Source organism: Stappia sp. (assembly GCF_048268045.1).
Classification (GTDB): domain Bacteria; phylum Pseudomonadota; class Alphaproteobacteria; order Rhizobiales; family Stappiaceae; genus Stappia.
The window spans coordinates 106,573-130,034 of the sequence record NZ_JBLWWG010000002.1 but is presented as its reverse complement, the minus strand read 5'-3'; the positions used below and the strand labels follow the sequence as shown (position 1 = coordinate 130,034).

Here is a 23,462-nt window from a genome sequence, read left to right as displayed (position 1 = left end):
GGACGCCCGGCCAGAGATGACCTCCCGCCCGATTTCCTTCTCCGATATTCCAGGCTGGGCGGAAGACGATCATCGGGCTGCCCTGTCGGCCTACCTGCGCCATTGCCGGGCTGGCGGGCGCGCGCCTGAGCGGCTCTGCGCGGCGGCGCGAAAGGCCGAGGCCCGGGAGAGCGAGGCGGCGGCCCGTCGTTTCTTCGAGGATGGCTTCCGGCCGGTGCGGGTCTCCGAACCGGCCTTTCTCACCGGCTACTTCGAGCCGGAGTTCGAGGGCGCGCGCCATCGCGACGCCCGTCACCGCTTCCCCCTTCTCCTCCGCCCGCCGGAACTCGTTGCCGTCACCGGCAAGCGCCCCGATGCCCTGCCCACCGACGCGCCCTTCGCGATGAAAGGGGCCGACGGGCGCCTTTCCATGCCGCCGGATCGGGGCGCGATCATGGACGGGGCGTTGTCCGGGCGCGGGCTCGAACTCGTCTGGCTCGCCGATCCGGTCGATGCCTTCTATGTGCATGTCCAGGGTTCGGCGCGCATCCGCCTCGCCGAGGGCGGCACCATGCGGGTTGGCTACGCGGCAAAGACCGGCCATCCCTATTCGCCCATCGGGCGGGTGATGATCGAACGCGGCCTTGCCGAACCGGGCACCGTGACCATGCAGGTCCTGCGCGGCTGGCTGGCCGACAATCCGCAGGAGGTCGACGGCGTCCTGCGGCGCAACCGGTCCTATATCTTTTTTCGCGAAGTCACGGAGACCGGCACCGACGACGGACCGATCGGCGCCGCCGGCCTGCCGCTGGTCGCCGGCCGCAGCCTGGCCGTCGACGCCACCCGCCATGCTTATGGCACGCCGGTTTTTATCGCCGCCGACCTGCCGCGCACGCAAAACGGCGCGCTGTATCCTTTTCGTCGGCTGATGATTGCCGATGACACCGGCTCCGCCATCGTCGGGCCGGCGCGCGCCGATATCTTCGTCGGCTCCGGGGCTGCGGCCGGCGCTGCCGCCGGTCTGATCCAGCATCGTGGCGTGATGTTCGTGCTTGAGCCCGTGCCGGAGGCCGGCCGATGAGCAGCCGGCGCAAGGGACGCACTCCCTCGCCGGAGGAGCGTCAGCTCTGGGAAAAGGTCACCGCCGACGTGACGCCCATCGTCGTGCCGCGGCGCGCCCGCGCCAGGGCGGACGCGGTGGAGCCGCCGTCGGCGCCCGATCCGGCCGAGGCCGAGGCGCAGACCGCGCCGCGCCGCAAGGGGGTGGTCAGCAAGACCGCCCTGCGCCCGACGCCCCCGCCAAAACAGCTTGTCCCACCACCGCCGCCGCTTGCCCCGCTGGAGCCGCGCCAGCGCCGCCGCCTGGTGCGTGGCACCCGCGCGATCGACGGGCGCATCGACCTGCACGGCCTGACCCAGGCGGAGGCGCATGTGCGCCTGCGCGGGTTCCTGTCGCAGGCGCAGGCGCAAGGATCCACTGTCGTGCTGGTGATCACCGGCAAGGGTGGACCGGGGGGCTCGCTTGCCGCCGACGGGCGCGGCATCCTGCGCCGTGTCGTGCCGCAATGGCTGTCCTTCGCCGAATTTCGCGGGCTGGTGGTCGGTTTCGAGGAGGCCCACACGGCCCACGGCGGCGCGGGCGCGCTCTACGTGCGCATTCGCAGGTCCGGGCGCGGGAGCGGCAGATGACACCTTTCGGCGCGAAAATCCGGGAAATCCGCCGCAAGCGCGGCCTCACCCTGTCGGAAATGGCTGCGGCGCTCTCCGTCTCGCCGGCCTATCTCTCGGCGCTCGAACACGGCAAGCGGGGGCGCCCGACATGGTTCATGGTTCAGCGCATCATTGCCTATTTCAACGTCATCTGGGACGAGGCGGAAGAGTTGCAGCGCCTCGCCGAACTCTCCGATCCGAAGATTTCCATCGACACGGCGGGGCTGGAACCCGAGGCGACGGAGCTGGCCAATGTGCTGGCCGGCAAGATTTCCGGCCTGTCACGGGAAAGTCTGGCACATCTCCTGCATCAGCTTCGCGCAGCGGCGGCCCGCGACCGGGTCTGACGCCGAAATCCACGAAGTTGCAACCCTTTCGGGGCAGTATGTGGGGGCAGCCTGCGGCTTGTGCCGGAGGACGCGGCGGACTCGACCCCGGGCCGGCGCGCGCGTACCCTGCCGCTGCGTCGCAGGGCGAAGCAGGGACAGACCAACCGACATGACGAAAACGCAGGATCCATTCTCCGGCCTTGTCGACGCCGACGGGTTGCGCCAGCGGCTGACGGCGCTGACCGCGACGAGCGGCGGCGACGGATCCGAGCACTCGGTGCGTGGCCAGGTGCTGGCCGAGCTCAAGACGGCGATGCGCGATGCCCGCGCCCGCGTCGAGGAGCTTCTCTTCGAGGATGGCGGCGGCACGCTCTGCGCACAGCGCCTCAGCCACGTCCAGGACGAGATCCTGCGGGTGATCTACGATTTCGCCGTGCATCACGTCTACCGGGTAAAGAACCCGTCCTCGGCCGAACGCATGGCGATTGTCGCGGTCGGCGGCTACGGCCGCGGCACACTTGCGCCGGGTTCCGACGTCGACCTGCTGTTCCTGCTTCCCTACAAGCAGACGCCCTGGGGCGAGCAGGTGGTCGAATACATCCTCTACATGCTCTGGGATCTCGGACTGAAGGTCGGCCATTCCACCCGCAACATCGAGGAATGCCTGCGCCTGTCGCGCACCGACATGACCATCCGCACCGCCATTCTCGAGACCCGTCATGTCTGGGGCGACACCGGGCTGACCGACGAGCTGATGGAGCGTTTCGACAAGACGGTGGTGGCCGGCACCGGGCCGGAATTCATCGCCGCGAAGCTTGCCGAGTGCGATGCCCGCCACACCCGCCAGGGCGCCTCGCGCTATCTGGTCGAGCCCAACGTCAAGGAGGGCAAGGGGGGCTTGCGCGACCTGAACACGCTGTTCTGGATCTCGAAGTACTTCTACCGGGTGCGCACCGGTTCCGGCCTCGTCAAGGCCGGCGTCTTCACCCGCGCCGACTACAAGCGCTTCCGCAAGGGCGAGGATTTCCTCTGGGCGGTGCGCTGCCACCTGCACTTTCTCACCGGGCGGTCTGAGGAGCGTCTTTCCTTCGACCTGCAGCGCGACATCGCCGTGCGCCTTGGCTACACCCAGCACCCCGGCATGAAGGATGTCGAGCGCTTCATGAAGCACTACTTCCTCGTGGCGAAGGACGTGGGCGACCTCACGCGCATCTTCTGCGCCGCGCTGGAGGAGCAGCACGCCAAGGCTCCGCAGCCGCTTTCCCAGCTCATCGGCCGCATAACGGGCCGCTCGCAGCGTCGCCCGGTGAAGGGAACGACCGACTTCGTCATCGACAACGGCCGCCTCAACGCCGCCGCGCCGACGATCTTCGAGAAGGACCCGGTCAATCTCATCCGCCTTTTCGCCATCGCCGACCGGCTTTCGGCCCTGCTGCACCCGGAGATGCTCAAGCTGGTGCGCCGGTCGCTGAAGCTCATCACCTCGGCGGTGCGCGAGGATGCGGAGGCGAACCGCCTGTTCCTCCAGGTCCTGACCTCGCGCAACGATCCGGAGACCGTGCTGCGGCGGATGAACGAAACCGGCGTTCTCGGTCGCTTCGTGCCGGATTTCGGCAAGGTCGTGGCGATGATGCAGTTCTCCATGTACCACCACTACACGGTGGACGAGCACCTGATCCGCTCGGTCGGCATCCTCGGCGAGATCGAGCGCGGCGAGGCGGGCGAGGACCATCCGCTCTCGACCGATCTGATCAAGACGATCCAGAACCGGCGCGTGCTCTTCGTCGCCATGTTCCTGCATGACATCGCCAAGGGCCGGCCGGAGGATCATTCCATTGCCGGCGCCCGCATCGCCCGCCGCCTGTGCCCGCGCTTCGGCCTCAGTGCGTCGGAGACCGACACGGTCGCCTGGCTGATCGAGCATCATCTCGACATGAGCACCACCGCCCAGTCGCGCGATCTGGCAGACCGCAAGACCATCGAGGACTTTGCCCGCGAGGTGCGCAGCCTCGAGCGGCTGAAGCTGCTGCTGGTGCTGACGGTGGCCGATATTCGCGCCGTTGGCCCCAATGTCTTCAACGGCTGGAAGGGGCAGCTCCTGCGCACGCTCTACTACGAGACCGAGCCGGTGCTAACGGGCGGCCATTCGCACCTCCCCCACGACATGCGCGTCGCCCGCGCCAGGGACGAGCTCGCCGAGGCGCTCCGGCACTGGGAGCCGGCGGAGCGCGAGGCTTATCTGGAGCGGCACTATCCGGCCTATTGGCTGCGCGTGCCGCTGGAGCGCAAGGTCGCCGATGCGGAAATGATCCGCGCCGGCGACCGGGCCGGCACCGGCTTCGCCTCCCGCGTTGCTCCGCATGCCTTCGAGGAGGTGACCGAGATCACCGTGCTCGCCGCTGACCACCCGCGCCTGCTGTCGGTGATCGCCGGCGCCTGTTTTGTCGCCGGCGCCAACATCGTCGATGCCCAGATCGACACCACGACGGACGGCTTTGCCCTCGATACGATCTTCATTTCGCGCGAACTGCCCGGCGACGAGGACGAGGCGCGGCGGGGCGCGCGCATCTGCCGGTTGATCGAGAAGGCCCTGCGCGGCCAGGAGCGCCTGCCGGACAGCGTCGCCAGCAAGGTGGCCTCGCGAGGGCGCATGAAGGCGTTCCGCATCGAGGCGGAGGTGCTGGTGAACAACGCCCTGTCGAACCGCTATACGGTGCTGGAAATTTCCGGCCTCGACCGTCCTGGCCTGCTCTACGACCTGACGCGGGCGATTTCGGATCTCAACCTGAACATCAATTCCGCCCATGTGGCGACGTTTGGCGAGCGCGTCGTCGACGTTTTCTATGTCACCGACCTCACGGGCCAGAAAATCGCCAACATCGGCCGTCAGGAAGCGATCCGGGAGCGCCTGAGCGAGGCGGTCGAGGGCGAGGCGGGCGAGGATCCCGCAAGACGGCGGCCGCGCCGCGCCGGCGCCGCCTGACAAGAGCCTTCCCCCGCTTTCCCGCGCTCCCGGAGCACCCTGCATGAGCCTCTTGCGCAATTTCGCCACCGTCGGCGGCGCGACCATGACGAGCCGTGTGCTCGGCTTCGCCCGCGACGTGATGATCGCCGCCTTCGCCGGCGCGGGCCCGGTTGCCGATGCCTTCTTCGTCGCCTTCCGCCTGCCCAACCTGTTCCGCCGGCTGTTCGCGGAAGGGGCCTTCAACTCGGCCTTCGTGCCGCTTTTTGCCCGGTCGCTGGAGGAAGAGGGCGAGGCGGGCGCGCGCCGGTTTGCCGGCGAGATCCTGGCTGCACTGTTCTGGACGCTGATGGCGCTCACCGCCATTGCCTTCGTCGGCATGACGGGCCTCGTCTTCGTGCTGGCGCCCGGATTTGCCGAGGATCCGGAGAAGTTCGACCTGGCGGTCCTGCTGTCGCGGATCACCTTTCCCTATCTGCTGTGCATGTCGCTGGTCGCCTTCCTGTCGGGCATTCTCAACACCTTCCAGCGCTTCGCGGCCGCCGCCTTCGCCCCGGTGGTGCTCAATCTGGTGATGATCACGGTGCTGCTCGGCATCTGGGCCGTCGGTCTCGAGACCGGTGAGACGCTCGGCATGGTGCTTGCGGCCGGCGTCACCGTCGCCGGCGTCGCCCAGCTTGCGCTGCTCGTTGTCGCCGTGCGCCGCATGGGATTTTCCGTCCCGCTGCGACGCCCGCGCCTCACGCAGGGGGTGCGCCGGTTGTGGAAGCTCGGCGTGCCCGGCGTTGTCGCCGGCGGCATCACACAGATCAATATCGCCGTCGGCACGGTGATCGCTTCCGCCCAGGCCGGCGCCGTCTCCTATCTCTATTACGCCGACCGCATCTACCAGCTGCCGCTCGGTGTCGTCGGCATCGCCATTGGCGTGGTGTTGCTGCCGGATCTCTCCCGGGCGCTGCGATCGGGAGCGGAAAACGCCGCCGCGGATGCGAACGACAGGCTCAACCGGGCGCTGGAGTTCTCCCTCGCGCTCACCCTGCCGGCGACGGTGGCGCTGATCGTCGTGCCAGGCCCCGTCGTGTCGGTGCTTTTCCAGCGGGGCGAGTTCGGGCCGGAGGCGGCGGCCGCGACGACGGGGGCGCTCGTCGCCTTCGCCGTCGGCCTGCCGGCCTTCGTCCTCAACAAGGTGTTCTCGCCCGCCTTCTTCGCCCGCGAGGACACCGTCACGCCGATGTGGTTCGCTGGCATCGGCATGGTGGTGAATGTCGCCGGCGCGCTGGTGCTGGCACCCTTCCTTGCCCATGTCGGCATTGCGCTGGCGACCAGCCTTGCGGGCTGGATCAACACCGGCCTGCTCGTTGCCGTCTTGTGGAAGCGGGGCCATTTCCGCTTCGACTCCCGCTCTCGAAAGCGCCTGCCGCTGCTGGCGCTGGCAAGCCTGCTGATGGGCGCGGGCGTTCACTTCGGCGCCGGGCTGCTGGCGCCCTGGCTCACCGCGGAGGCGGTCGCCGCCCGCTTCGGCGCGCTGGCACTGCTGGTTGCCGCTGGAATGGTGCTCTTCGCCGTCTTCGTGCAGGTCACCGGCGCCGTCGACATCAGGAGCTACATCCGCAGGGGCAAGGCCTCGCAGGCCCGCCGCAAGGCGGCGCGGCAGAGCGCGCCAACCACGCCCCCACCCTCCGGCGCGGACGAAAATTGAGACAGACGCCGGGTCAATTTTTGACCAAATGATCAAATCCTGTCCATTTGATCAAGAAAATGAGCCGGCGCACCGGTCCCTGCATTGTCGGTTTTCTGGGAATGTGGTCCAATCGCGGCTTGTGATGATCGGCCGGGATGCGGAGACGCGCGACCGGTCGGGGAAAGTCCGGCGCGCCGGGCGAGGGGGCAGGTTCTGATCCGCCGGACAGCCGTCCGGCCGGGGCTTCCCGTGCGGCGCCGGATCGCGGGCGATGGAGGCGAACTCCACGCCGCTTGCCGACATTCGGCGCATGCAGGGGAAAGCTGATGACGTTCCAATCCAGTTTCGCGTGGACGCGCCGGGCCGTGCTCGGTCTTGCCGTCGGCGCGGCCGCCTTCGCCGGCGCTTCGATGCCGGCCTTTGCCAAGGACAAGCCGCTCAAGGTCGCGGCGATCTACACGGTGCCGGTCGAGCAGCAGTGGGTCGGCCGTCTCCACGAGGCGCTCAAGGCCGCCGAGGCGCGCGGCGATGTGACCTACACCTATTCCGAGAATGTGGCCAACACCGACTATGAACGCGTCATGCGCGAATATGCCGAAGGCGGCATGGATCTGATCATCGGCGAGGCCTTCGCCGTTGAACGCGCCGCGCGCTCCGTGGCGGCCGAATACCCCGACACCGCCTTCCTGATGGGCTCTTCCTTTGGTCCGGCGCAGCCCAATTTCGCGGTCTTCGACAACTGGATCCACGAGCCCAGCTACCTGACCGGCATGATCGCCGGCAAGGCGACCAAGTCCAATGTCATCGGCATGGTCGGCGGCTACGCCATTCCGGAAGTGAACCGGCTGATGAACGCCTTCATGGACGGCGCGCGCGCGGTCAATCCGGATGTGAAGTTCCTCGTGACCTTCATCAACTCCTGGTACGACCCGCCGAAGGCCAAGGAGTCCGCCTTCGCCATGATCGAAAAGGGCGCCGACATTCTCTACGCCGAGCGCTTCGGCGTGTCCGACGCGGCAAAGGAGAAGGGCGTGCTGGCCATCGGCAATGTCATCGACACCGCCGGCGACTATCCCGGAACGATCCTCGCCAGCGCGCTGTGGCACATGCAGCCGACCATCGACAAGGTGGTCGAGGCGGTCGCCTCCGACAGCTTCGAGCCGGCTGACTACGGCCAGTATTCCTTCATGAGCTATGGCGGCGGCAGCTTTGTCGTCGACGAGACGCTTGCCGATGCGGACGCCGTCAAGGCTGCCCGTGAGAAGGAAAAGGAGATCGTCGACGGTCTCTTCCGCGTCAACGTCAACGACGGCGAGCCCAAGTCGACGATGTGACCGGCTTTCCCGGTGGCGGGGTTTTCCACGCCACCGGTCCCGGCCCGGCAGTGGCGGCTTGCCGCGCCCGCGTCCGCCCGATATGACACGCGGCGGCAGATGACAGGCGCTCCGTCCCCGGCCGCCATGACGATCAGGCCCGCTCCGGACCGGTTCCGGCCCGAGCGCCCCCCGCAAGACCGGAAAGAGGGTCCCATGCCCGCCTCCCCGCAGGACGCGGCCCGGCAGACGCAGGCCATCGCGCCCGTTGTCCTGTCGCTTGCCGGCATCACCAAGCGCTTCGGCCCGCTTGTCGCCAACGAGGGCATCGACCTCGATCTGCGCCGCGGCGAGATCGTCGCGCTGCTCGGTGAGAACGGCGCCGGCAAGACGACCCTGATGAACATTCTCTTCGGCCATTATGTCGCCGATGAGGGAGAGGTTCTGGTTGATGGCTCCGGTTCAGGCGGCCGTCTGGCCCCGCTCGAGCCGGGATCGCCGCATGCCGCGCTCGCCGCCGGCATCGGCATGGTGCACCAGCATTTCACCCTCGCCGAGAACCTGACGGCGCTGGAAAACATCCTGCTTGGAACCGGTCCTCTCTTCGCCCCGCGCAGCGCCCCGGCAGGCGCGCGCGCAAGGCTCGAGGCGCTGATGCGTCGCTGCGGCCTCGTCGTCGATCTGGACCTGCGCGTCTCGCGGCTTTCGGTCGGTGAGAAGCAGCGCGTCGAGATCCTCAAGGCGCTTTACCGGGATGCCCGCGTGCTGGTGCTCGACGAGCCGACCGCGGTGCTTACTCCGCAAGAGTCCGAGCAGCTCTTCTCGACCCTCAAGACGCTTGCCGCCGACGGGATCGCCATCGTCTTCATTTCGCACAAGCTTGCCGAGGTGCTCGCTGCCTCCGACCGGGTGGCGGTGCTGCGTCACGGCCGCAAGGTCGCCGACCTGCCCACAGCCGAATGCGACCGCAAGAAGCTGGCCGAGCTGATGGTCGGTCATGCGCTGACCCAGACCCTGCGCGAACCAGGCACGTCCGGTGGCGTGCTGCTGGCGATGGCCCGCGTTTCCGCAGGATCCGGCCGCGACGCGCTCACCGACGTGGATCTCGAGTTGCGCGCTGGCGAGATCCTCGGTATCGCCGGCGTCTCGGGCAACGGCCAGGCGACGCTTGCCCGCCTGCTCTCCGGCCTGACGCCCGCCACCGGCGGTGCGCTCCGTCTCGACGGCCGACCGATCGAGGCCCACGACGCGCGGGCGATGATCCGCGCCGGCCTCGCCCGCATTCCCGAGGATCGGCATCGCGACGGCATCGTCGGCGCCATGACGGTCGCCGAGAACCTCGTCATCGAGGAGATCCGCTCGCCGCGCTACCAGCGCCTGGGGTTTCTCGACTTCGGCGCGATCGCGGCGCGGGCGAAGGAGGCGATTGCCGCCTATGACATCCGCTGTTCCGGCGGTCACGCTGTGGCGCGGCTCCTGTCCGGTGGCAACATCCAGAAGATCGTGCTCGCCCGCACCCTCGACGCCGATCCGCGCGTGGTGCTTGCCGCCCAGCCCTCGCGCGGGCTCGACATCGGCGCGACCGGCGACGTGCACCGCCGCCTGCTCGCGGCGCGCGGGCGTGGCGCCGGCGTCATCCTGATTTCCGAGGATCTCGACGAGCTTTTCGCCCTGTCCGACCGTATCGCGGTGATCCACCGTGGCCGGCTGTCCGCGCCGGCGGCGACGGAAGAGCTCGACCGTGCGACCGTTGGCCTGATGATGGCCGGCCACGACCATGAGGACGCGGTGGCATGATCCGCTTCGAACCACGCGAAAGCGTCTCGCCCGCCCGCCGCATCGCGGCCCCCGTCATCGCCGCGCTGGCGGCACTCGCTCTGGCCGCGATCCCGATTGCGGCGGCCGGTGCGCCGGTGCTGACCGCCTACGGTCTGATGGCCAAGGGCGCCTTCGGCTCGCTCTTCGCCCTCTCCGAGTTGCTGGCGCGGGCGACGCCGCTGATTCTGACCGGCCTTGCCGCGGCCATCGCCTTCCGTGCGCGGCTCTGGAACATCGGCGGCGAGGGGCAGCTCTACGCCGGCGCGCTCGCCGCCGTCGCCATCGGTTCGGGCACGGTGTCGATGCCGCCGGCGGTGATGATCCCGACCGTGCTGCTCGCCGGCTTCCTCGCCGGCGGCCTGCTCATGCTGGTTCCTGCCCTCCTCAAGGTTCGGCTCGGGGCAGACGAGGTGGTGACGACGCTGCTTCTCAATTTCGTCGTGATCTATTTCGTGCAGATGATGCTCGAGGGGCCGATGAAGGATCCGATGGGCATGGGTTGGCCCCAGTCCGCGCCGATCCTGGCGGAGGCGAGCCTGCCCAAGCTGATGGCCCGCATGCGCGTTCACGCCGGGCTGATCGTGGCGCTCGTCGCCGCCATCGCCATCCATATCGTCATGAAGCGGACCGTGGTCGGCTACGAGATCCGCGCCGTCGGCGAGAACCAGGATGCCGCCCGCCACGCGGGCATTCCCGTGACGGCGACCTTCCTGCGGGTCGCCCTCATCAGCGGCGGGCTCGCGGGGCTCGCCGGCGTTGGCGAGGTCGCCGGCCTCAAGGGTTATCTCACCGCCGACATCTCGCCCGGTTTCGGCTATTCCGGCATCGTCGTCGCCATGCTCGCCGGCCTGTCGCCGCTCGGCGTGGTCGTCGCCGCGCTCTTCATCGCCGGCATTTTCGTCGGCGCCGACAGCATGAGCCGGGCCATTGGCGTTTCCAATTATCTGGCCGACCTTGTCGTTGCCACGTCGCTGATCGCGGTTCTGGTCTCGGGCCTGTTCGTGCGTTTCAAGGTGCGCATCACCGGCCCCTTCGGCAAAGGCGGGAAAGAGGCATGACCGAGGTCCTCGACATTCTCGCCTCGGCGAGCTTCTGGGCGGCGGCGCTGCGCATCGCGACGCCGCTGATCTTCGGCGTTTTGGGCGCGCTCCTGTGCGAGCGTGCCGGCGTCCTCAATCTCGGCATCGAAGGCATCTTCACCGCCGGTGCCATGGCCGGCTGGATGGCCGCCTGGCTTGGCGCGGGCCTGTGGGGCGGCGTGCTGGTCGCCGCGCTCGCGGGGGCGGCCTTCGGCCTTGTCCACGCCATCCTCACCGTACCGCTCGGCCTGTCACAGCATGTCTCGGGCATCGGCGTTACGCTCTTCGCCACGAGCTTCAGCTATTATGCCTACCGCACGGCGCTGCCCGACGTGAGTTCGCCGCCGCGCATCGAGGCGTTCCAGCCGCTCGACATTCCAGGCCTCTCCGACCTGCCGTTCATCGGCCCGGTGCTGTTCCAGCAGACCGCGCTCACCATGCTGGCGCTGGCGCTCGTCCTGGCGGTCGGCTTCGTGCTCTACCGAACGCCGCTCGGCCTGGCGATCCGCGCCGTCGGCGACAATCCCTCTGCCGTCGAGGCGCAGGGGCTTTCGGTCATGTGGCTGCGCATGGGGACGGTGGTCGCGGGTTCGGCGTTGATGGCGCTGGGCGGGGCGTTCCTGACCATGTCGGCCTTCGACGCCTTCTTCTTCGGCATGGTCAACGGCCGTGGCTGGATCTGCATCGCGCTGACCGTCTTTGCCTCCTGGCGGCCGGGCAAGGCCCTGCTCGGGGCGCTGCTCTTCGGCGCGTTCGATGCCTTCCAGGTGCGGCTCCAGACCGAGGTCGGCGCCTTCGTGCCCGGTCAGGTCTTCCTGATGATGCCCTATCTTCTGTCCATCGCCGCGCTCGTCGTCGTCGCCCGCAAGGCCGACTACCCGCGCGCCATGCTCAAGCCCTATTTCAAGGGCCAGCGCTGAGCAGCGGGCGCGCGGGGTTCTAGCCCGCGCGCGTCAGCCGGTCGACCTCGGCAAGCAGCCTCTCCGTCATCGCCGCTGCCGGCCGGCTCGCCGCCGCGAAGGAGCCGAGTTCCTCCCAGTCGAGCGCGCGCAGACCCGCCCCGCCCTCGCCCGTCTCGCTGTCGGCGATCTCTTTCAGCGCATCGACGAGCGTGATGTCCTGCGTGCGGGTCTTCGCCGCCGCCGCCTTTACCAGGTCCTGCGAGCGGGCGCGCCCGACATGCGGGACGAGCGCGAAGGAAAGCCGTTCTGCTAGCAGTGCGCCGCCGCCTTGCGTGACGATTTCCCCCATCCGCCGCACCTGTGGCTCCAGCGTGTCGACGAGCGCGCCAGCCTGCAGAAGCAGCGCTCCGGTGACCGGCAGGAGCTGCGGCAGGATCAGCCATTCGGCCATCCAGCCGGCGCCGTCGCGTTCGTCCTGATGGGCGGGCGTTCCTGACAGCATGGCGGCAAGGCCGCGCCCCTGGCGCGCCAGCGCCACCACCGCCTCGGCCCGGACCGGGTTCTGCTTTTGTGGCATGGTGGAGGAGCCGCCGGCCCCCTTCAGCCGGAGCTCGCCGATCTCGGAGCGCGCGGCGATGAGCACGTCGGCGGCGAGCTTCTCGCCGGCGGTGCAGATCGCACCGCACAGGTCCGCGACCTGCACCAGCGGTTGTCGGTCGGTCATCCAGGGCGGGGCGTCGGAAAGGCCGAGTTCGCCGGCAAGCCGCGCGCCGAAATCATCTGGGAGCCCCTTCGCGCCGGCACTCTCGAACAGTGCGGCGAGGTCGCCCGAGGCGCCGCCGAGCTGTACAGCAAGCCCGTCGCGGGAAAGCCGCCGCGTGCGGGCAAGCGCGCGGGCGAGCGGCAGCGCCCAGCCGGCGACGCGAAAGCCGAAGCTGACCGGCGTCGCGCCTTGCGTGCGGGTGCGTCCGGCCATCGGCGTCGTGCCGTGGGCGCGGGCAAGGGTGGCAAGCGCGTCGACGAGTCCGGCGAGACGCTTCTCCAGCACTGCAACCGCCTTGCCGAGGCGCAGCATCAGGCCGGTGTCGACGATGTCCTGCGAGGTGGCTGCGAAGTGGAGATGGTCGGCCGCCTCGCGACCGATCCGGCGGCGCAGCGCCGCAACCAGCGCCGGCACGGGAACGCCGGCCGATGCCGTGCCTTGCGCCAGTTCCTCCGGCGTCGGCAGATCGCCCCGGTCGGCCAGCGCCGCGAGTTCCCGGTCGACCGCCGCCGCCGCTTTGCCCGGTATCAGGCCGAGCCCGCCCTGCACGCGGGCGATGGCCCGTTCCACCTCGACCATGGCGGCGATTTCCGCCTCGTCGGTGAACAGCGCAAGGGTTTCCGCGTCGCCGAAAAGGCCGGCATAGAGCGGGGAATGAAGGGGCGTTTCGGCCATGTCGGATCGCTTCCCGGCGGGGGTCTTGGAGTGTGTCGCCGCAGACTATCCGCCTTTGTGCTCAGATGTCGAAAAACGCGGTCTCGCCCGTGCCCTGAAGCCGAATGTCGAACCGGTAGCGGTCGGCTGTCCCCTCGACGGCACGTGCGATCAGCGTCTCGCGCGTCGCCGGATCCATGCGCCCGAAGTCGCCGTCGGCTGCGATGGCCGTGCGGTCCTCCTCGAAGTAGATGCGGGTGTGCAGATGGATGTTGATGCCGCGCGCGAAGATCAGCAGCGCGATGTGCGGAGCGTGTCCTTCCGCGTGAACGCCCGGCTTTACCGTCCTGAAGCGGAACAGGCCGGTGGAAAGATCGGCCGTTGCGCGGGCGAAGAGCCCGTGCTCGCCCACCCGGCCCCTGCCGTCCGCCTGCCAGATTTCCAGCATGCAGTCGCGCACCGGCGCACCGGCCCCGTCGAAGACGGTGCCCTCGATCTCGATCGCCGGCCCCGTGTCGCTGTCGATCTCCGCGCCCGGCATGTTGATCGCGGCGTTGCGCCCTATCGCCTGCGGCGCGGTGCCAATGTGCACAAAGGGGCCCGCCGTCTGCGACGGGGTTTCGGCCAGTCTTTCGGCCAGTCTTTCGACCAGTCGCGCGGTCAGTCCTTCGTCGCCCATCACATGCCCTCCGGCTGGCTCTCGAAATGCGTCTGCCGGCGTCCGCGCAGGACGATGTCGAACCGGTAGGCGAGGCAGTCGAACGGCTCCTGATTGCGCATGTCGAGCCGTGCCACCAGCCGCTCGACGACGCTCTTGTCGGGGATGGTGTTGACGATCGGGCAGAGCGGGATGAGCGGGTCGCCCTCGAAATAGAGCTGGGTTACCAGTCGCTGGGCGAAGGCCTCGCCGAACACCGAAAGGTGGATATGCGCCGGTCGCCAGTCGGATCCATTGTTCGGCCAGGGATAGGGGCCGGGCTTGATCGTGCGGAAGAGATAGCGGCCGTCCGCGTCGCTGAGGCAGCGCCCGCAGCCGGAAAAATTCGGGTCGAGCGGCGCCAGATAGCCGTCGTTGACATGGGCATAGCGTCCCGCGGCATTGGCCTGCCAGACCTCGATCAGCGCGTCGGGCACGGGGCGCGCGTTCTCGTCGAGAACCCGGCCGAAGACGTAGATGCGCTCGCCGAGCGCGTCGCCGCTCACAGCGGCGTTGCGGATGAGGTCGTGGTCGAGCGGTCCGAGCGGGCGCCGGCCGAGGGCCGGGCCGGTCTTTTCCAGTTTCGTCTGCTCCAGCGAGACGAGCGGGCGGACCGGCGCGCGCAGCACCGAGCTCTTGTAGGCCGGCGTCAGCGACGGCGGGTGCCCGCTCCTGTCGCGGCGATAGAAAGCGGGCCCCTGCCCGCGCGCGGTTTCAGCCATCGCTTTCCTGCTCCTCCCCCGGCGCGCCGGCGGCGCTGTCGTTCTCTTGCGTCTCCGTCTCGGCGAAGGCGGCCCGGGCGATGCGGATTGCCCGGTTGGCGGCCGGCACGCCGGCATAGATCGCCACATGCATCAGCGCCTCGCGCACATCGTCCGCGCTTGCCCCGGTGCGGGCGCAGGCGCGGCAGTGCATGGCCAGTTCCTCATCCTGGCCAAGGGCCGCGAGCAGCGCGACGGTGATCATCGAGCGTTCCCGCCGGGTGATCGCGTCGCTCGACCAGACGGTGCCCCACGCCCCGCGCGTGATCAGTTCCTGGAAGGGCGCGTCGAAGGCGGTCGCCGCCGCCTGGGCGCGCGCCACATGCGCCTCGCCCAGCACCGCCCTGCGTGTCGCCACACCGTCGTCATAGGGGTCCCGGCCCTCGCTCATGCGATCCTCTCCTCCACGAAACCGACAAGGAGCCCGGCGATGTCTTCCGGTGCCTCGACGCAGGGCAGGTGCCCGGCCCCGGCGATTTCGGCGAACTCCGCCCCCTCGATTGCCCGCGCCAGAGCGCGCACCGTTTCCGGCGGCGTCGCCAGGTCCTGCGAGCCCGCGATGCACAGCGCGGGGCGGCGGATCGTGGGTGTCAGCTCCCGCAGGTCGGCGGCGGCGATGGCGCGCGCCAGCGCGCAATAGCCGTCGGCCGGACAATGGGCGAGCATCGTCCGCCACAGGGCAAGCTCGGCCGGCTGGTCGCGGCGGAAGCGTTCCGAGAACCAGCGCTCCATCGTTGCCTCGGCGATCGCCTCCATGCCACCGGCCGCGATCGCCGCGATCCGCGCCTCCCACATCTCGGGCGCGCCGATCTTCATGCCGGTGTTGGACAGGACGAGGCCGGCGACCCGATCCGGATGGCGGATCGCCAGATCCTGCGCGATCAGCCCGCCGACGGACAGTCCGACGACAACGGCCCTGCCGATGCCGAACGTGTCGAGGAGATGAGCGAGGTCGTCCGCATGGTCAGAAACAGAGGGAGAGCGGGCGGAGGCCCCCCCGGAGGAAAGCCCGTGGCCGGCGGTATCATAGCGCAGCAGGCCAAAGGCTGCCGGCAGGCGCTCGGCGACGGCGTCCCAGACGCGCAGGTCGGTGCCGAGCGAATTGGAAAACGCCAGCGTCACCGCGCCAGTGCCCGGCCTGTGGCTTGCGTGAAGCACGCGTCCGTCCCGAATGACCGCTCTCACACTTTCCTCCGCCTCCCCGCAGGATCTTCAGTGTTCAGCATGGCGATGGGGTTTGGTAATGTAAAATAAGAAATCGGCGTATTTGCATAACCAAATCGCTCAATCTGCGGAGGCAGCGCATGCGGGTCGGCATGGGGTTGAAGTTGCGACATCTCGAGGCCTTTCTCGAGATCGCGCGCCGGCGCAGCCTCTCGGAGGCGGCGGATGCGCTCAGTGTGACGCAGCCGGCGATCTCGAAGACGCTCAAGGAGCTGGAAACCCTGCTCGGCGTGACGGTGATGGAGCGCGGACGCGGCGGCGTGGCCCTGACCCAGGCCGGCGAGGTTTTCCATCACTACGCGAGCCTGTCGGTCTCCGCCCTGCGTGAGGGGCTCGACGGCATCGAGCAGGCGCGCAGGGGCAGCGACCGGGTGCTGAGCGTCGGCGCCCTGCCGAGCGTGGCCGCCAGCGTCATTCCCGAGACCGCGCGCCTCTATCTGGAGCAGGGCCACGGCGCGACGCTCGAGATCGTCACCGGCCCGAACGGCCATCTGCTCGATCAATTGCGCTCCGGCGCGCTCACCGTGGTGATCGGCCGGCTCGGCCGCCCCGACGCGATGCAGGGCCTCAGCTTCCGCCAGCTCTACGCCGAGCAGGTTGCATTCGCCGTGCGTCCGGGGCATCCGCTCATCGCCGATCCCGATCTCGCCCGGCTCGGCGCGTTCCCGGTGCTTTTTCCGAACCGTTCTGCGGCGATCCGGCCGCTGGTGGAGCGGCTGATGGTCGCCAATGGCATCGGCCACCTGCCACGCCGGATCGAGACCGTCTCGAACGCCTTCGGTCGGGCCTTCACCCGTTCCGGTGATGCGGTCTGGATCATCTCGCACGGGGTGATTGCGGCTGATCTTGCCGAGGGCGCGCTGGTGGCGCTGCCCGTCGATACGGCGCTGACCCTCGGTCCGGTCGGCATCTCGACCCGCGCCGAGGAGACGCAGACGCCGGATCTGGTCGCCTTCATTGCGGCCTTGCGCAAGGCGGTCTGCGGGCGTGGCGGCCTGGCCGGCTAGCGGCTCATCCGTCGCCGTCCTGCGGTCCGCCGGTGCGCGTCGCCGACGGGCCCGGGCGCGGATCTGCGGGGTCCGTATCCCGGTGCCGCTCCAGCATCGCCATGCGCCGCTCGCTGCGCTCCGGATCGTGCTGCGTGACGCCGGCGACCAGCGTTTCCGCGATGACGAGGAGGGCGGCGGCCGAATCCCAGGGCGAAGGCACGGTGACGCGCGCCGGCAGCACATGGGCGGCGACACTTGCGATCGGCGACAGCCAGCTGTCGGTGACGAGCACCACCGTCACGCCAAGCGCCGACGCGCTCTCCGCCATCCGCCCGAGGTCGGCCTGATAGCGGCGGATGTCGAAGACCACCAGCACGTCGCGGCGACCCATGTCGAGCAGCAAGTCGCGCCAGTTGCCTTCCTGCCCGGGCAGATGCACCACGCCGGAGCGCACGATGCGCAGATGCGCGGCCATGTAGCGGGCGAGCGCGTCGGTGAAGCGCCCGCCGAGCAGGTGGACCGTGCGGCGTTCGTCGGCCAGCAGCGCGACCACGGCGGCAAGTTCGGCCTCGGGGAGCTGGCGGAAGGTCTCGGCGATGTTGGTGCGGGCGGCGTCGGCCAGCGCGCCGATGCCTTGTCCCGCCACCGGCTTGCCGACGCCGCCGCCGGCCTGCGCCTTGGCCAGAGGCGAGCGCAACTGATCCTCAAGCTCGGTGCGCAGCCGGGTTTGCAGGGCGGCATAGGTGGCAAAGCCCATCCGCGTGGCGAAGCGCAGGATCGTCGGCGAACTGACGCCGGCGGCCGCCGCGAATTGCGCGACCGTTCCCAGCCCCAGAACGGGATAGTTGCCAAGCAGCGCCAGCGCCGCACGCCGCTCCGTCGCCGTGCATTCCCCGAGCCTTTCGCGGATCTCTTCCGCCAGCGATTGCGTCATGTGCCGCCTCGGCAGTGCCGTTTTTGAAACCCGATTGACAATCGGAACCATGGTGTATCAAATCATACAGAAGGGCGCAGGCAACGCAATTCTGTAACAAATATAACAAGCGTTGCCGGTTCGCAGTGCAGCCACGGGGCCGTTTCCAGCCGGCGCCCGGAGCGGGGGAGAGGCGCATGACGCCGCAGCCGGCATCAGGCATGCCGAACGGGGAGCCCCTCGGGGATGCCCCCATCGTCACGGAGAACGCCGGCGGCCGGGGCCGCGTCGTTATCCTGTGCGACCACGCGTCAAACCGGATTCCGGCGGAATTCGGCGACCTCGGCCTCGATGCCGAGGCGCGGCGCGCCCATATCGCCTGGGATCCGGGCGCACTGGGGGTCTCGCGCCATCTTTCCGCCGCGCTCGATGCGCCGCTGGTGTTTCCCGATGTTTCCCGCCTCGTCATCGATTGCAACCGCGACGTTTCCGCGCCGGATCTCGTGCCGGCGGTGAGCGAGACGACGCGGGTGCCGGGCAATCAGGATCTCGACGCGGCGGCCCGTGCCCGCCGCATCGCGCTGTCCCATGCGCCCTTCCACGCCCGCGTCGAGGCGCTTATCGAGGCGCGCGCCGGCTCTGGCATCGAGAGCATCGTCGTCTCGATCCACACGTTCACGCCGGTCTACAAGGGCGTCTCCCGTCCCTGGCCGGTGGGCATCCTGTCCAACCATGACCGCCGGCTTGCCGATGCGATGCGCGCCGACCTGGCGGCGCAGTCGATCTCCGACATCGGTGACAATGAGCCCTATGCGCCGCGCGACGGGGTCTATTACACGCTTCACCGCCACGGCGAGAGGCGCGGCCTCGCCTGCGCCATGGTCGAGATCCGCAACGACGAGGTGGCCGATCCGGCCGGAGAACGGCTGTGGGGAGAAAGGCTCGCGCGGGCGCTACGCGCCGGCGAGGCGGCTCTTGTCGAAAGAGGGGCGCGCAATGGGTAGTCTGGCGCGGGCCTACGTGCGCGGTGTCGACAGCTTCAACCGCGTCCTCGGCTGCATTGTCATGTTCGGCATCTTCGTGATGATGGCGATCCTGCTCTGGTCGTCGATCTCCAAGACCTTCTTCCTGCCGTCCCAGTGGACGCTGGAGATCGCCCAGTTCGCCATGGTCGCCTATTACATTCTCGGCGGACCCTATTCGATCCAGCTCGGCTCGAACGTGCGCATGGATCTCTTCTATGCAAACTGGTCGGTGAAGAAGAAGGCCTGGTTCGACGCCTTCACGGTCTTCGTGCTGATCTTCTACCTGGGTGTCCTGCTCTATGGCGGCCTCAACTCAATGGCCTATTCGCTCGGTCATTTCGGCACCGAGCCTTTCGTCTTCTTCAAGGATCTCGTCGTTGCCTTCGTTACCGGCGGCCCCGACGCGGCCGGCGAGGTGATCGGCTATGTCGAGCGCAGCCCCACCGCCTGGCGGCCGTATCTGTGGCCGATCAAGGGCGTGATGGTGCTCGGCTTCTTTCTGATGCTGCTCCAGGCGATCTCGGAACTGATCAAGGACATTGCCCGCATCCGCGGAGAGGAGATCTGATGTCCTATGAAATGATCGCCCTGCTGATGTTCTCCTCGATGATGCTGATGCTTCTGACGGGACAGCGGGTCTTTGCCGCGATCGGCGGCGTGGCTGCGGTCGCGGCCCTGGCGCTATGGGGCACGGGCGGCGCGGACATTCCCTTTTCCTCGGCCATGAAGCTGATGAAGTGGTATCCGCTGCTGACGCTGCCGATGTTCATTTTCATGGGCTACGTCCTGTCGGAATCGAAGATTGCCGACGATCTCTATCGCATGTTCCACGTGTGGATGGGGTCGATGTCCGGCGGGCTGGCCATCGGCACCATCGGCCTGATGGTTCTGATCTCGGCGATGAACGGCCTGTCTGTCGCCGGCATGGCCATTGGCGCCACCATCGCCCTGCCCGAGCTGCTCAAGCGCGGCTACGACAAGCGCATGGTCACCGGCGTGATCCAGGCCGGCTCGTCGCTCGGCATTCTGGTGCCGCCTTCCGTGGTGCTCGTGCTCTACGCCATGATCGCGCGCGCGCCGGTCGGCCAGCTCTGGTTGGCCGGCATCGTGCCGGGGCTGATGATGGCGGCGATGTTCGTCGTCTATATCTACGTGCGCTGCCGCATCAAGCCCTCGCTCGGACCCGCGCTCAGCGCCGAGGAGCGCAACGTCTCTCGGGCCGAGAAGCTGCGGCTGCTCGGCGCCGGCATTTTGCCGCTGGTGATTTTCGCCGCCATGATGGTGCCCTTCGTCAATGGCTGGACGAGCCTTGTCGAAAGCTCGGCCATCGGTGCGATCACCGCCTTTCTCGCCGCTGTCCTGCGCCGCCGGATGAACCGGAAGGTGTTCATCACCTGCGTGCGGCAGACGTTGGCGATCTCCTGCATGTTCATGTGGATCATTCTGGCAGCGCTGGGCTTCGGCGCGGTCTTCGACGGTCTCGGTGCGGTCAACGCCATCTCGGACCTCTTCACCGAGCGGCTCGGCCTCAATCCCTGGATGATCCTCATCCTGATGCAGCTGTCCTTCCTGGTGATGGGCACCTTTCTCGACGACACCGCCATGCTGGTGATCGTGGCGCCGCTCTACGTGCCGCTGGTCGGCACGCTGGATCTCGGCCTGCCGCGCGACGAGGTGCTGATCTGGTACGGCGTGCTCTACACGGTCACCACCCAGATCGCCTACATGACGCCGCCGTTCGGCTACAATCTGTTCCTGATGCGCGCCATGGCTCCGCCGGAGATTTCCATGCGCGACATCTACGGATCGATCACGCCCTTCGTCATCGTGATGGTGCTCGCGCTGGTGATCCTGATGGTCTTCCCGCAGATCGCTCTGTGGCTGCCTGATTATGTCTACGGCCGTTGAGGAGATGCGGAACCGGGGGAGAGGAAATGCGGGGCCGAAGGCCAAGACCCGGGGAAACCGGGCGGGATGAGAGGTCCCCGCGGAAAACAACGAGAACGGGCTGAAAGCACGCGGTGTCGAAATGACGTTTGGGCTCCCGGGAAACCCGGGTGCCGAAAGATCGACCAACCAGAGGGGAATGATACCGATGACCAACAGACGCGATTTTCTCAAGAAGGCCGGCCTCGGCTCCGTCGCCGCCGCAGGAGCCACCACGCTTGCCGCGCCGGCCGTCCTGGGCCAGGCGCCGATCAAGTGGCGGTTGCAGACCTACGCCGGCCCGGCGCTGGCCGAGCATGTGATCAAGCCGCATATCGACGCCTTCAACAAGGCCGCCAACGGGCAGATGGAGATCGAGCTCTATTTCTCCGATCAGCTCGTGCCGACGGCCGAGCTCTTCCGCGCCATGCAGCGCGGCACCATCGACGCGGTGCAGTCGGATGACGACTCCATGGCCTCGCCGACGGAAGTGACCGTCTTCGGCGGCTATTTCCCCTTTGCCAGCCGCTATTCGCTGGATGTGCCGGTGCTGTTCAACCAGTACGGCCTGAAGGAGATCTGGGAGGAGGAATACGCCAAGGTCGGGGTCAAGCACATCTCCGCCGGCTCGTGGGATCCCTGTCACTTCGCCACCAAGAACCCGATCCGCAGCCTCGCGGACCTGCAGGGCAAGCGCGTGTTCACCTTCCCGACCGCGGGCCGCTTCCTGAGCCAGTTCGGCGTCGTTCCGGTGACGCTTCCCTGGGAGGACATCGAGGTGGCGGTGCAGACCGGCGAGCTTGACGGTGTTGCCTGGTCGGGTATCACCGAGGACTACACCGTCGGCTGGGCCGATGTGACCAACTACTTCCTCACCAACAACATCTCCGGTGCCTGGGCGGGCTCCTTCTTTGCCAACATGGATCGCTGGAACGAGCTGCCCGAGCATCTCAAGGTCATGCTTCAGCTCGCCATGGACGCCTCTCACTATTATCGCCAGTGGTGGTACTGGGGCGGCGAGGCGAGCCTGCGCGTGGACGGAACCAAGATGGAGCTGACCTCGATCCCGGACGCCGAATGGGCGACGGTGGAGGAAGCCGCGGTCAAGTTCTGGGACGAGATCGCGGCGGAGTCCGAGATCAAGGCGAAGGTCGTGGAGATCTTCAAGAAGTACAACTCCGACATGCAGAAGGCTGGGCGGCCCTACCGCTACACCTGAGCGTGACGCGTCCGGGGGCGGCGACATCGCCGTCCCCGGCCTTTCCCGCCGGCGTGCCCGGCCGTGATACCGCAGCTTTCTGCCAAACCGAGAACGATGATCCATGGCTGGCAATCTGACCTTCGAAGCGCTCATCAAGGCCGTCGACGACGGCTCGATCGACACCGTGCTGGCCTGCATCGTCGACATGCAGGGCCGGCTGATGGGCAAGCGCTTTCACGCGCGCAACTTCATCGAGCACTCCTTCGAGGAGACGCATTGCTGCAACTACCTGCTGGCGACCGACCTGGAGATGTACACGGTCGAGGGCTATGCGGCGACGAGCTGGGCCGGCGGCTACGGCGACTACGTGATGAAGCCGGACCTTTCCACCCTGCGCCCCCTGCCCTGGCTGGAGGGCACGGTGATGGTGCTGTGCGACGTGCTCGACCATCACACCCATCAGGCGGTTCCCCATTCGCCGCGCGCCATGCTGAAGACGCAGGTCGCGCGGCTCGAGGCCATGGGCCTCACGGCGATGATGGCCACCGAGCTCGAGTTCTTCCTGTTCGAGAAGAGCTTCGAGGAGATCCGCAAGTCCGGGTTCCGCGACCTCGAGCCGCTGTCGGCCTACAATGAGGACTACTCGATCCTGCTGACCAGCCGCGAGGAGGCCGTGATGCGGCCGGTGCGCAACCATCTGGTCGCCGCCGGCGTTCCGGTCGAGAACTCGAAAGGCGAGGCCGAGGCCGGACAGGAGGAACTCAACATCCGCTACGCGGAGGCGCTTGCCTGCGCCGACCACCATGCCATCGCCAAGCATGCGACCAAGGAGATCGCCTGGCAGCACGGCCATGCGGTCACCTACATGCCCAAGTGGCACCATGCGAAGGTCGGCTCCTCCGCCCATGTGCACCAGTCGTTGTGGACGAAGTCGGGCGAGCCGGTCTTCTTCGACAAGGACGCTCCGCACGGCATGTCGCAGACGATGCGCCATTACATGGCCGGCCTCATCCGCTATGCGCCGGACTACACCTGCTTCCTGGCGCCCTATATCAACAGCTACAAGCGTTTCCAGAAGGGAACCTTCGCGCCGACCAAGACAGCCTGGTCGATCGACAACCGCACCGCCGGCTTCCGGCTCTGTGGCGAGGGCTCGAAGGCGGTGCGCGTCGAATGCCGCATCGGCGGCTCGGATCTCAACCCCTATCTGGCGCTTGCCGCGCAGCTTGCGGCCGGCATCCGCGGCATGGAGGAGAAGCTCGAGCTCGACGATCCGGTGACCGGCGACATCTATCAGGCGCGCCGGCTGAAGGACGTTCCCCGCTCGCTGCGGGCGGCGTCCGAGACCCTGCGCAAGTCGAAGATGCTGCGCGAGGCCTTTGGCGACGCGGTGATCGACCACTATGTGCGAGCCGCCGAGTGGGAGCAGGAAGAGTTCGACCGCGTGGTCACCGACTACGAGATCGCGCGCGGCTTCGAGCGGGCATAGGGTCCGCGGCCGCCGTTTGCCTGCCGCGCGGTTGGCGCGGCGTTTCT

General features: G+C 68.1%; 21 protein-coding genes. 15 read left to right on the top strand and 6 right to left on the bottom strand.

Annotation, left to right across the window (positions count from 1 at the left end; all coding sequences use genetic code 11):
• Positions 1-16: 16 nt before the first annotated feature.
• The 9 genes from ACN0WF_RS03155 to ACN0WF_RS03115 all read left to right on the top strand — a co-directional run bounded on the left by ACN0WF_RS03155 (position 17) and on the right by ACN0WF_RS03115 (position 11,791).
• Positions 17-1,060, top strand: a complete 1,044-nt coding sequence (locus ACN0WF_RS03155) for a murein transglycosylase A (RefSeq protein ID WP_417771328.1) — start codon at positions 17-19, stop codon at positions 1,058-1,060.
• On the top strand, positions 1,057-1,668 hold the full coding sequence (locus ACN0WF_RS03150; RefSeq protein ID WP_417771327.1) for a Smr/MutS family protein: 612 nt from the start codon (positions 1,057-1,059) through the stop codon (positions 1,666-1,668). Before ACN0WF_RS03155 ends, ACN0WF_RS03150 begins: the two co-directional genes overlap by 4 nt.
• Positions 1,665-2,036 carry a helix-turn-helix domain-containing protein gene (locus ACN0WF_RS03145; RefSeq protein WP_417771326.1) on the top strand — a complete coding sequence of 124 codons (372 nt, stop codon included), beginning with the start codon at positions 1,665-1,667 and terminating at the stop codon, positions 2,034-2,036. The genes ACN0WF_RS03150 and ACN0WF_RS03145 overlap by 4 nt, the downstream gene beginning before the upstream one ends.
• Positions 2,037-2,187: 151 nt before the next feature.
• Complete coding sequence (locus tag ACN0WF_RS03140) at positions 2,188-5,001, top strand: [protein-PII] uridylyltransferase (RefSeq protein ID WP_417771325.1); 2,814 nt, start codon at positions 2,188-2,190, stop codon at positions 4,999-5,001.
• Between the two features lie 43 nt (positions 5,002-5,044).
• Positions 5,045-6,679 carry a murein biosynthesis integral membrane protein MurJ gene (murJ, locus tag ACN0WF_RS03135; protein WP_417771324.1) on the top strand — a complete coding sequence of 545 codons (1,635 nt, stop codon included), beginning with the start codon at positions 5,045-5,047 and terminating at the stop codon, positions 6,677-6,679.
• Between the two features lie 308 nt (positions 6,680-6,987).
• The gene (locus ACN0WF_RS03130; protein ID WP_417771323.1) at positions 6,988-7,995 is read left to right on the top strand and encodes a BMP family protein; all 1,008 of its coding nucleotides are present in this window, start codon (positions 6,988-6,990) and stop codon (positions 7,993-7,995) included.
• Between the two features lie 195 nt (positions 7,996-8,190).
• A complete protein-coding gene (locus tag ACN0WF_RS03125) occupies positions 8,191-9,771 on the top strand; it encodes an ABC transporter ATP-binding protein (protein ID WP_417771322.1) in 1,581 nt (526 codons plus the stop codon).
• On the top strand, positions 9,768-10,850 hold the full coding sequence (locus ACN0WF_RS03120) for an ABC transporter permease (RefSeq protein WP_417771321.1): 1,083 nt from the start codon (positions 9,768-9,770) through the stop codon (positions 10,848-10,850). The genes ACN0WF_RS03125 and ACN0WF_RS03120 overlap by 4 nt, the downstream gene beginning before the upstream one ends.
• Positions 10,847-11,791 carry an ABC transporter permease gene (locus ACN0WF_RS03115; RefSeq protein WP_417771320.1) on the top strand — a complete coding sequence of 315 codons (945 nt, stop codon included), beginning with the start codon at positions 10,847-10,849 and terminating at the stop codon, positions 11,789-11,791. The genes ACN0WF_RS03120 and ACN0WF_RS03115 overlap by 4 nt, the downstream gene beginning before the upstream one ends.
• Before the next feature lie 19 nt (positions 11,792-11,810).
• Here the strand turns inward: ACN0WF_RS03115 and ACN0WF_RS03110 are convergent, their stop codons facing one another.
• The 5 genes from ACN0WF_RS03110 to pcaD all read right to left on the bottom strand — a co-directional run bounded on the left by ACN0WF_RS03110 (position 11,811) and on the right by pcaD (position 15,806).
• Positions 11,811-13,211, bottom strand: a complete 1,401-nt coding sequence (locus tag ACN0WF_RS03110) for a lyase family protein (protein ID WP_417771319.1) — start codon at positions 13,209-13,211, stop codon at positions 11,811-11,813.
• A 61-nt stretch (positions 13,212-13,272) separates the two neighbouring features.
• A complete protein-coding gene (gene pcaG / locus ACN0WF_RS03105) occupies positions 13,273-13,869 on the bottom strand; it encodes a protocatechuate 3,4-dioxygenase subunit alpha (protein WP_417771318.1) in 597 nt (198 codons plus the stop codon).
• Positions 13,869-14,609, bottom strand: a complete 741-nt coding sequence (gene pcaH / locus ACN0WF_RS03100) for a protocatechuate 3,4-dioxygenase subunit beta (protein ID WP_417771317.1) — start codon at positions 14,607-14,609, stop codon at positions 13,869-13,871. Before pcaH ends, pcaG begins: the two co-directional genes overlap by 1 nt.
• On the bottom strand, positions 14,602-15,039 hold the full coding sequence (gene pcaC, locus ACN0WF_RS03095) for a 4-carboxymuconolactone decarboxylase (RefSeq protein WP_417771316.1): 438 nt from the start codon (positions 15,037-15,039) through the stop codon (positions 14,602-14,604). Before pcaC ends, pcaH begins: the two co-directional genes overlap by 8 nt.
• Positions 15,036-15,806: a 3-oxoadipate enol-lactonase gene (pcaD, locus tag ACN0WF_RS03090; protein WP_417771315.1), complete on the bottom strand. Its 771-nt coding sequence runs from the start codon at positions 15,804-15,806 to the stop codon at positions 15,036-15,038. The genes pcaC and pcaD overlap by 4 nt, the downstream gene beginning before the upstream one ends.
• A gap of 146 nt (positions 15,807-15,952) precedes the next feature.
• Between pcaD and pcaQ the strand changes: the two genes are divergently transcribed.
• Complete coding sequence (pcaQ, locus tag ACN0WF_RS03085; RefSeq protein WP_417771314.1) at positions 15,953-16,879, top strand: pca operon transcription factor PcaQ; 927 nt, start codon at positions 15,953-15,955, stop codon at positions 16,877-16,879.
• 4 nt (positions 16,880-16,883) lie between these two features.
• Here the strand turns inward: pcaQ and ACN0WF_RS03080 are convergent, their stop codons facing one another.
• Positions 16,884-17,795: a MurR/RpiR family transcriptional regulator gene (locus tag ACN0WF_RS03080; RefSeq protein ID WP_417771313.1), complete on the bottom strand. Its 912-nt coding sequence runs from the start codon at positions 17,793-17,795 to the stop codon at positions 16,884-16,886.
• Positions 17,796-17,971: 176 nt separating this feature from the next.
• Here ACN0WF_RS03080 and ACN0WF_RS03075 point away from each other — a divergent pair, with 176 nt between their 5' ends.
• The 5 genes from ACN0WF_RS03075 to ACN0WF_RS03055 all read left to right on the top strand — a co-directional run bounded on the left by ACN0WF_RS03075 (position 17,972) and on the right by ACN0WF_RS03055 (position 23,415).
• Positions 17,972-18,778, top strand: coding sequence for an N-formylglutamate amidohydrolase (locus ACN0WF_RS03075; RefSeq protein ID WP_417771312.1), 807 nt, complete (start codon positions 17,972-17,974; stop codon positions 18,776-18,778).
• Positions 18,771-19,367 carry a TRAP transporter small permease subunit gene (locus ACN0WF_RS03070; protein ID WP_417771311.1) on the top strand — a complete coding sequence of 199 codons (597 nt, stop codon included), beginning with the start codon at positions 18,771-18,773 and terminating at the stop codon, positions 19,365-19,367. The genes ACN0WF_RS03075 and ACN0WF_RS03070 overlap by 8 nt, the downstream gene beginning before the upstream one ends.
• The gene (locus tag ACN0WF_RS03065) at positions 19,367-20,707 is read left to right on the top strand and encodes a TRAP transporter large permease (protein ID WP_417771310.1); all 1,341 of its coding nucleotides are present in this window, start codon (positions 19,367-19,369) and stop codon (positions 20,705-20,707) included. The genes ACN0WF_RS03070 and ACN0WF_RS03065 overlap by 1 nt, the downstream gene beginning before the upstream one ends.
• 187 nt (positions 20,708-20,894) lie before the next feature.
• Positions 20,895-21,944, top strand: a complete 1,050-nt coding sequence (locus tag ACN0WF_RS03060) for a TRAP transporter substrate-binding protein (RefSeq protein ID WP_417771309.1) — start codon at positions 20,895-20,897, stop codon at positions 21,942-21,944.
• Positions 21,945-22,047: 103 nt separating this feature from the next.
• Positions 22,048-23,415 (top strand): glutamine synthetase family protein, encoded by a 1,368-nt coding sequence (locus ACN0WF_RS03055; RefSeq protein ID WP_417771308.1) that lies wholly within the window; start codon positions 22,048-22,050, stop codon positions 23,413-23,415.
• The last annotated feature ends 47 nt before the right edge of the window (positions 23,416-23,462 follow it).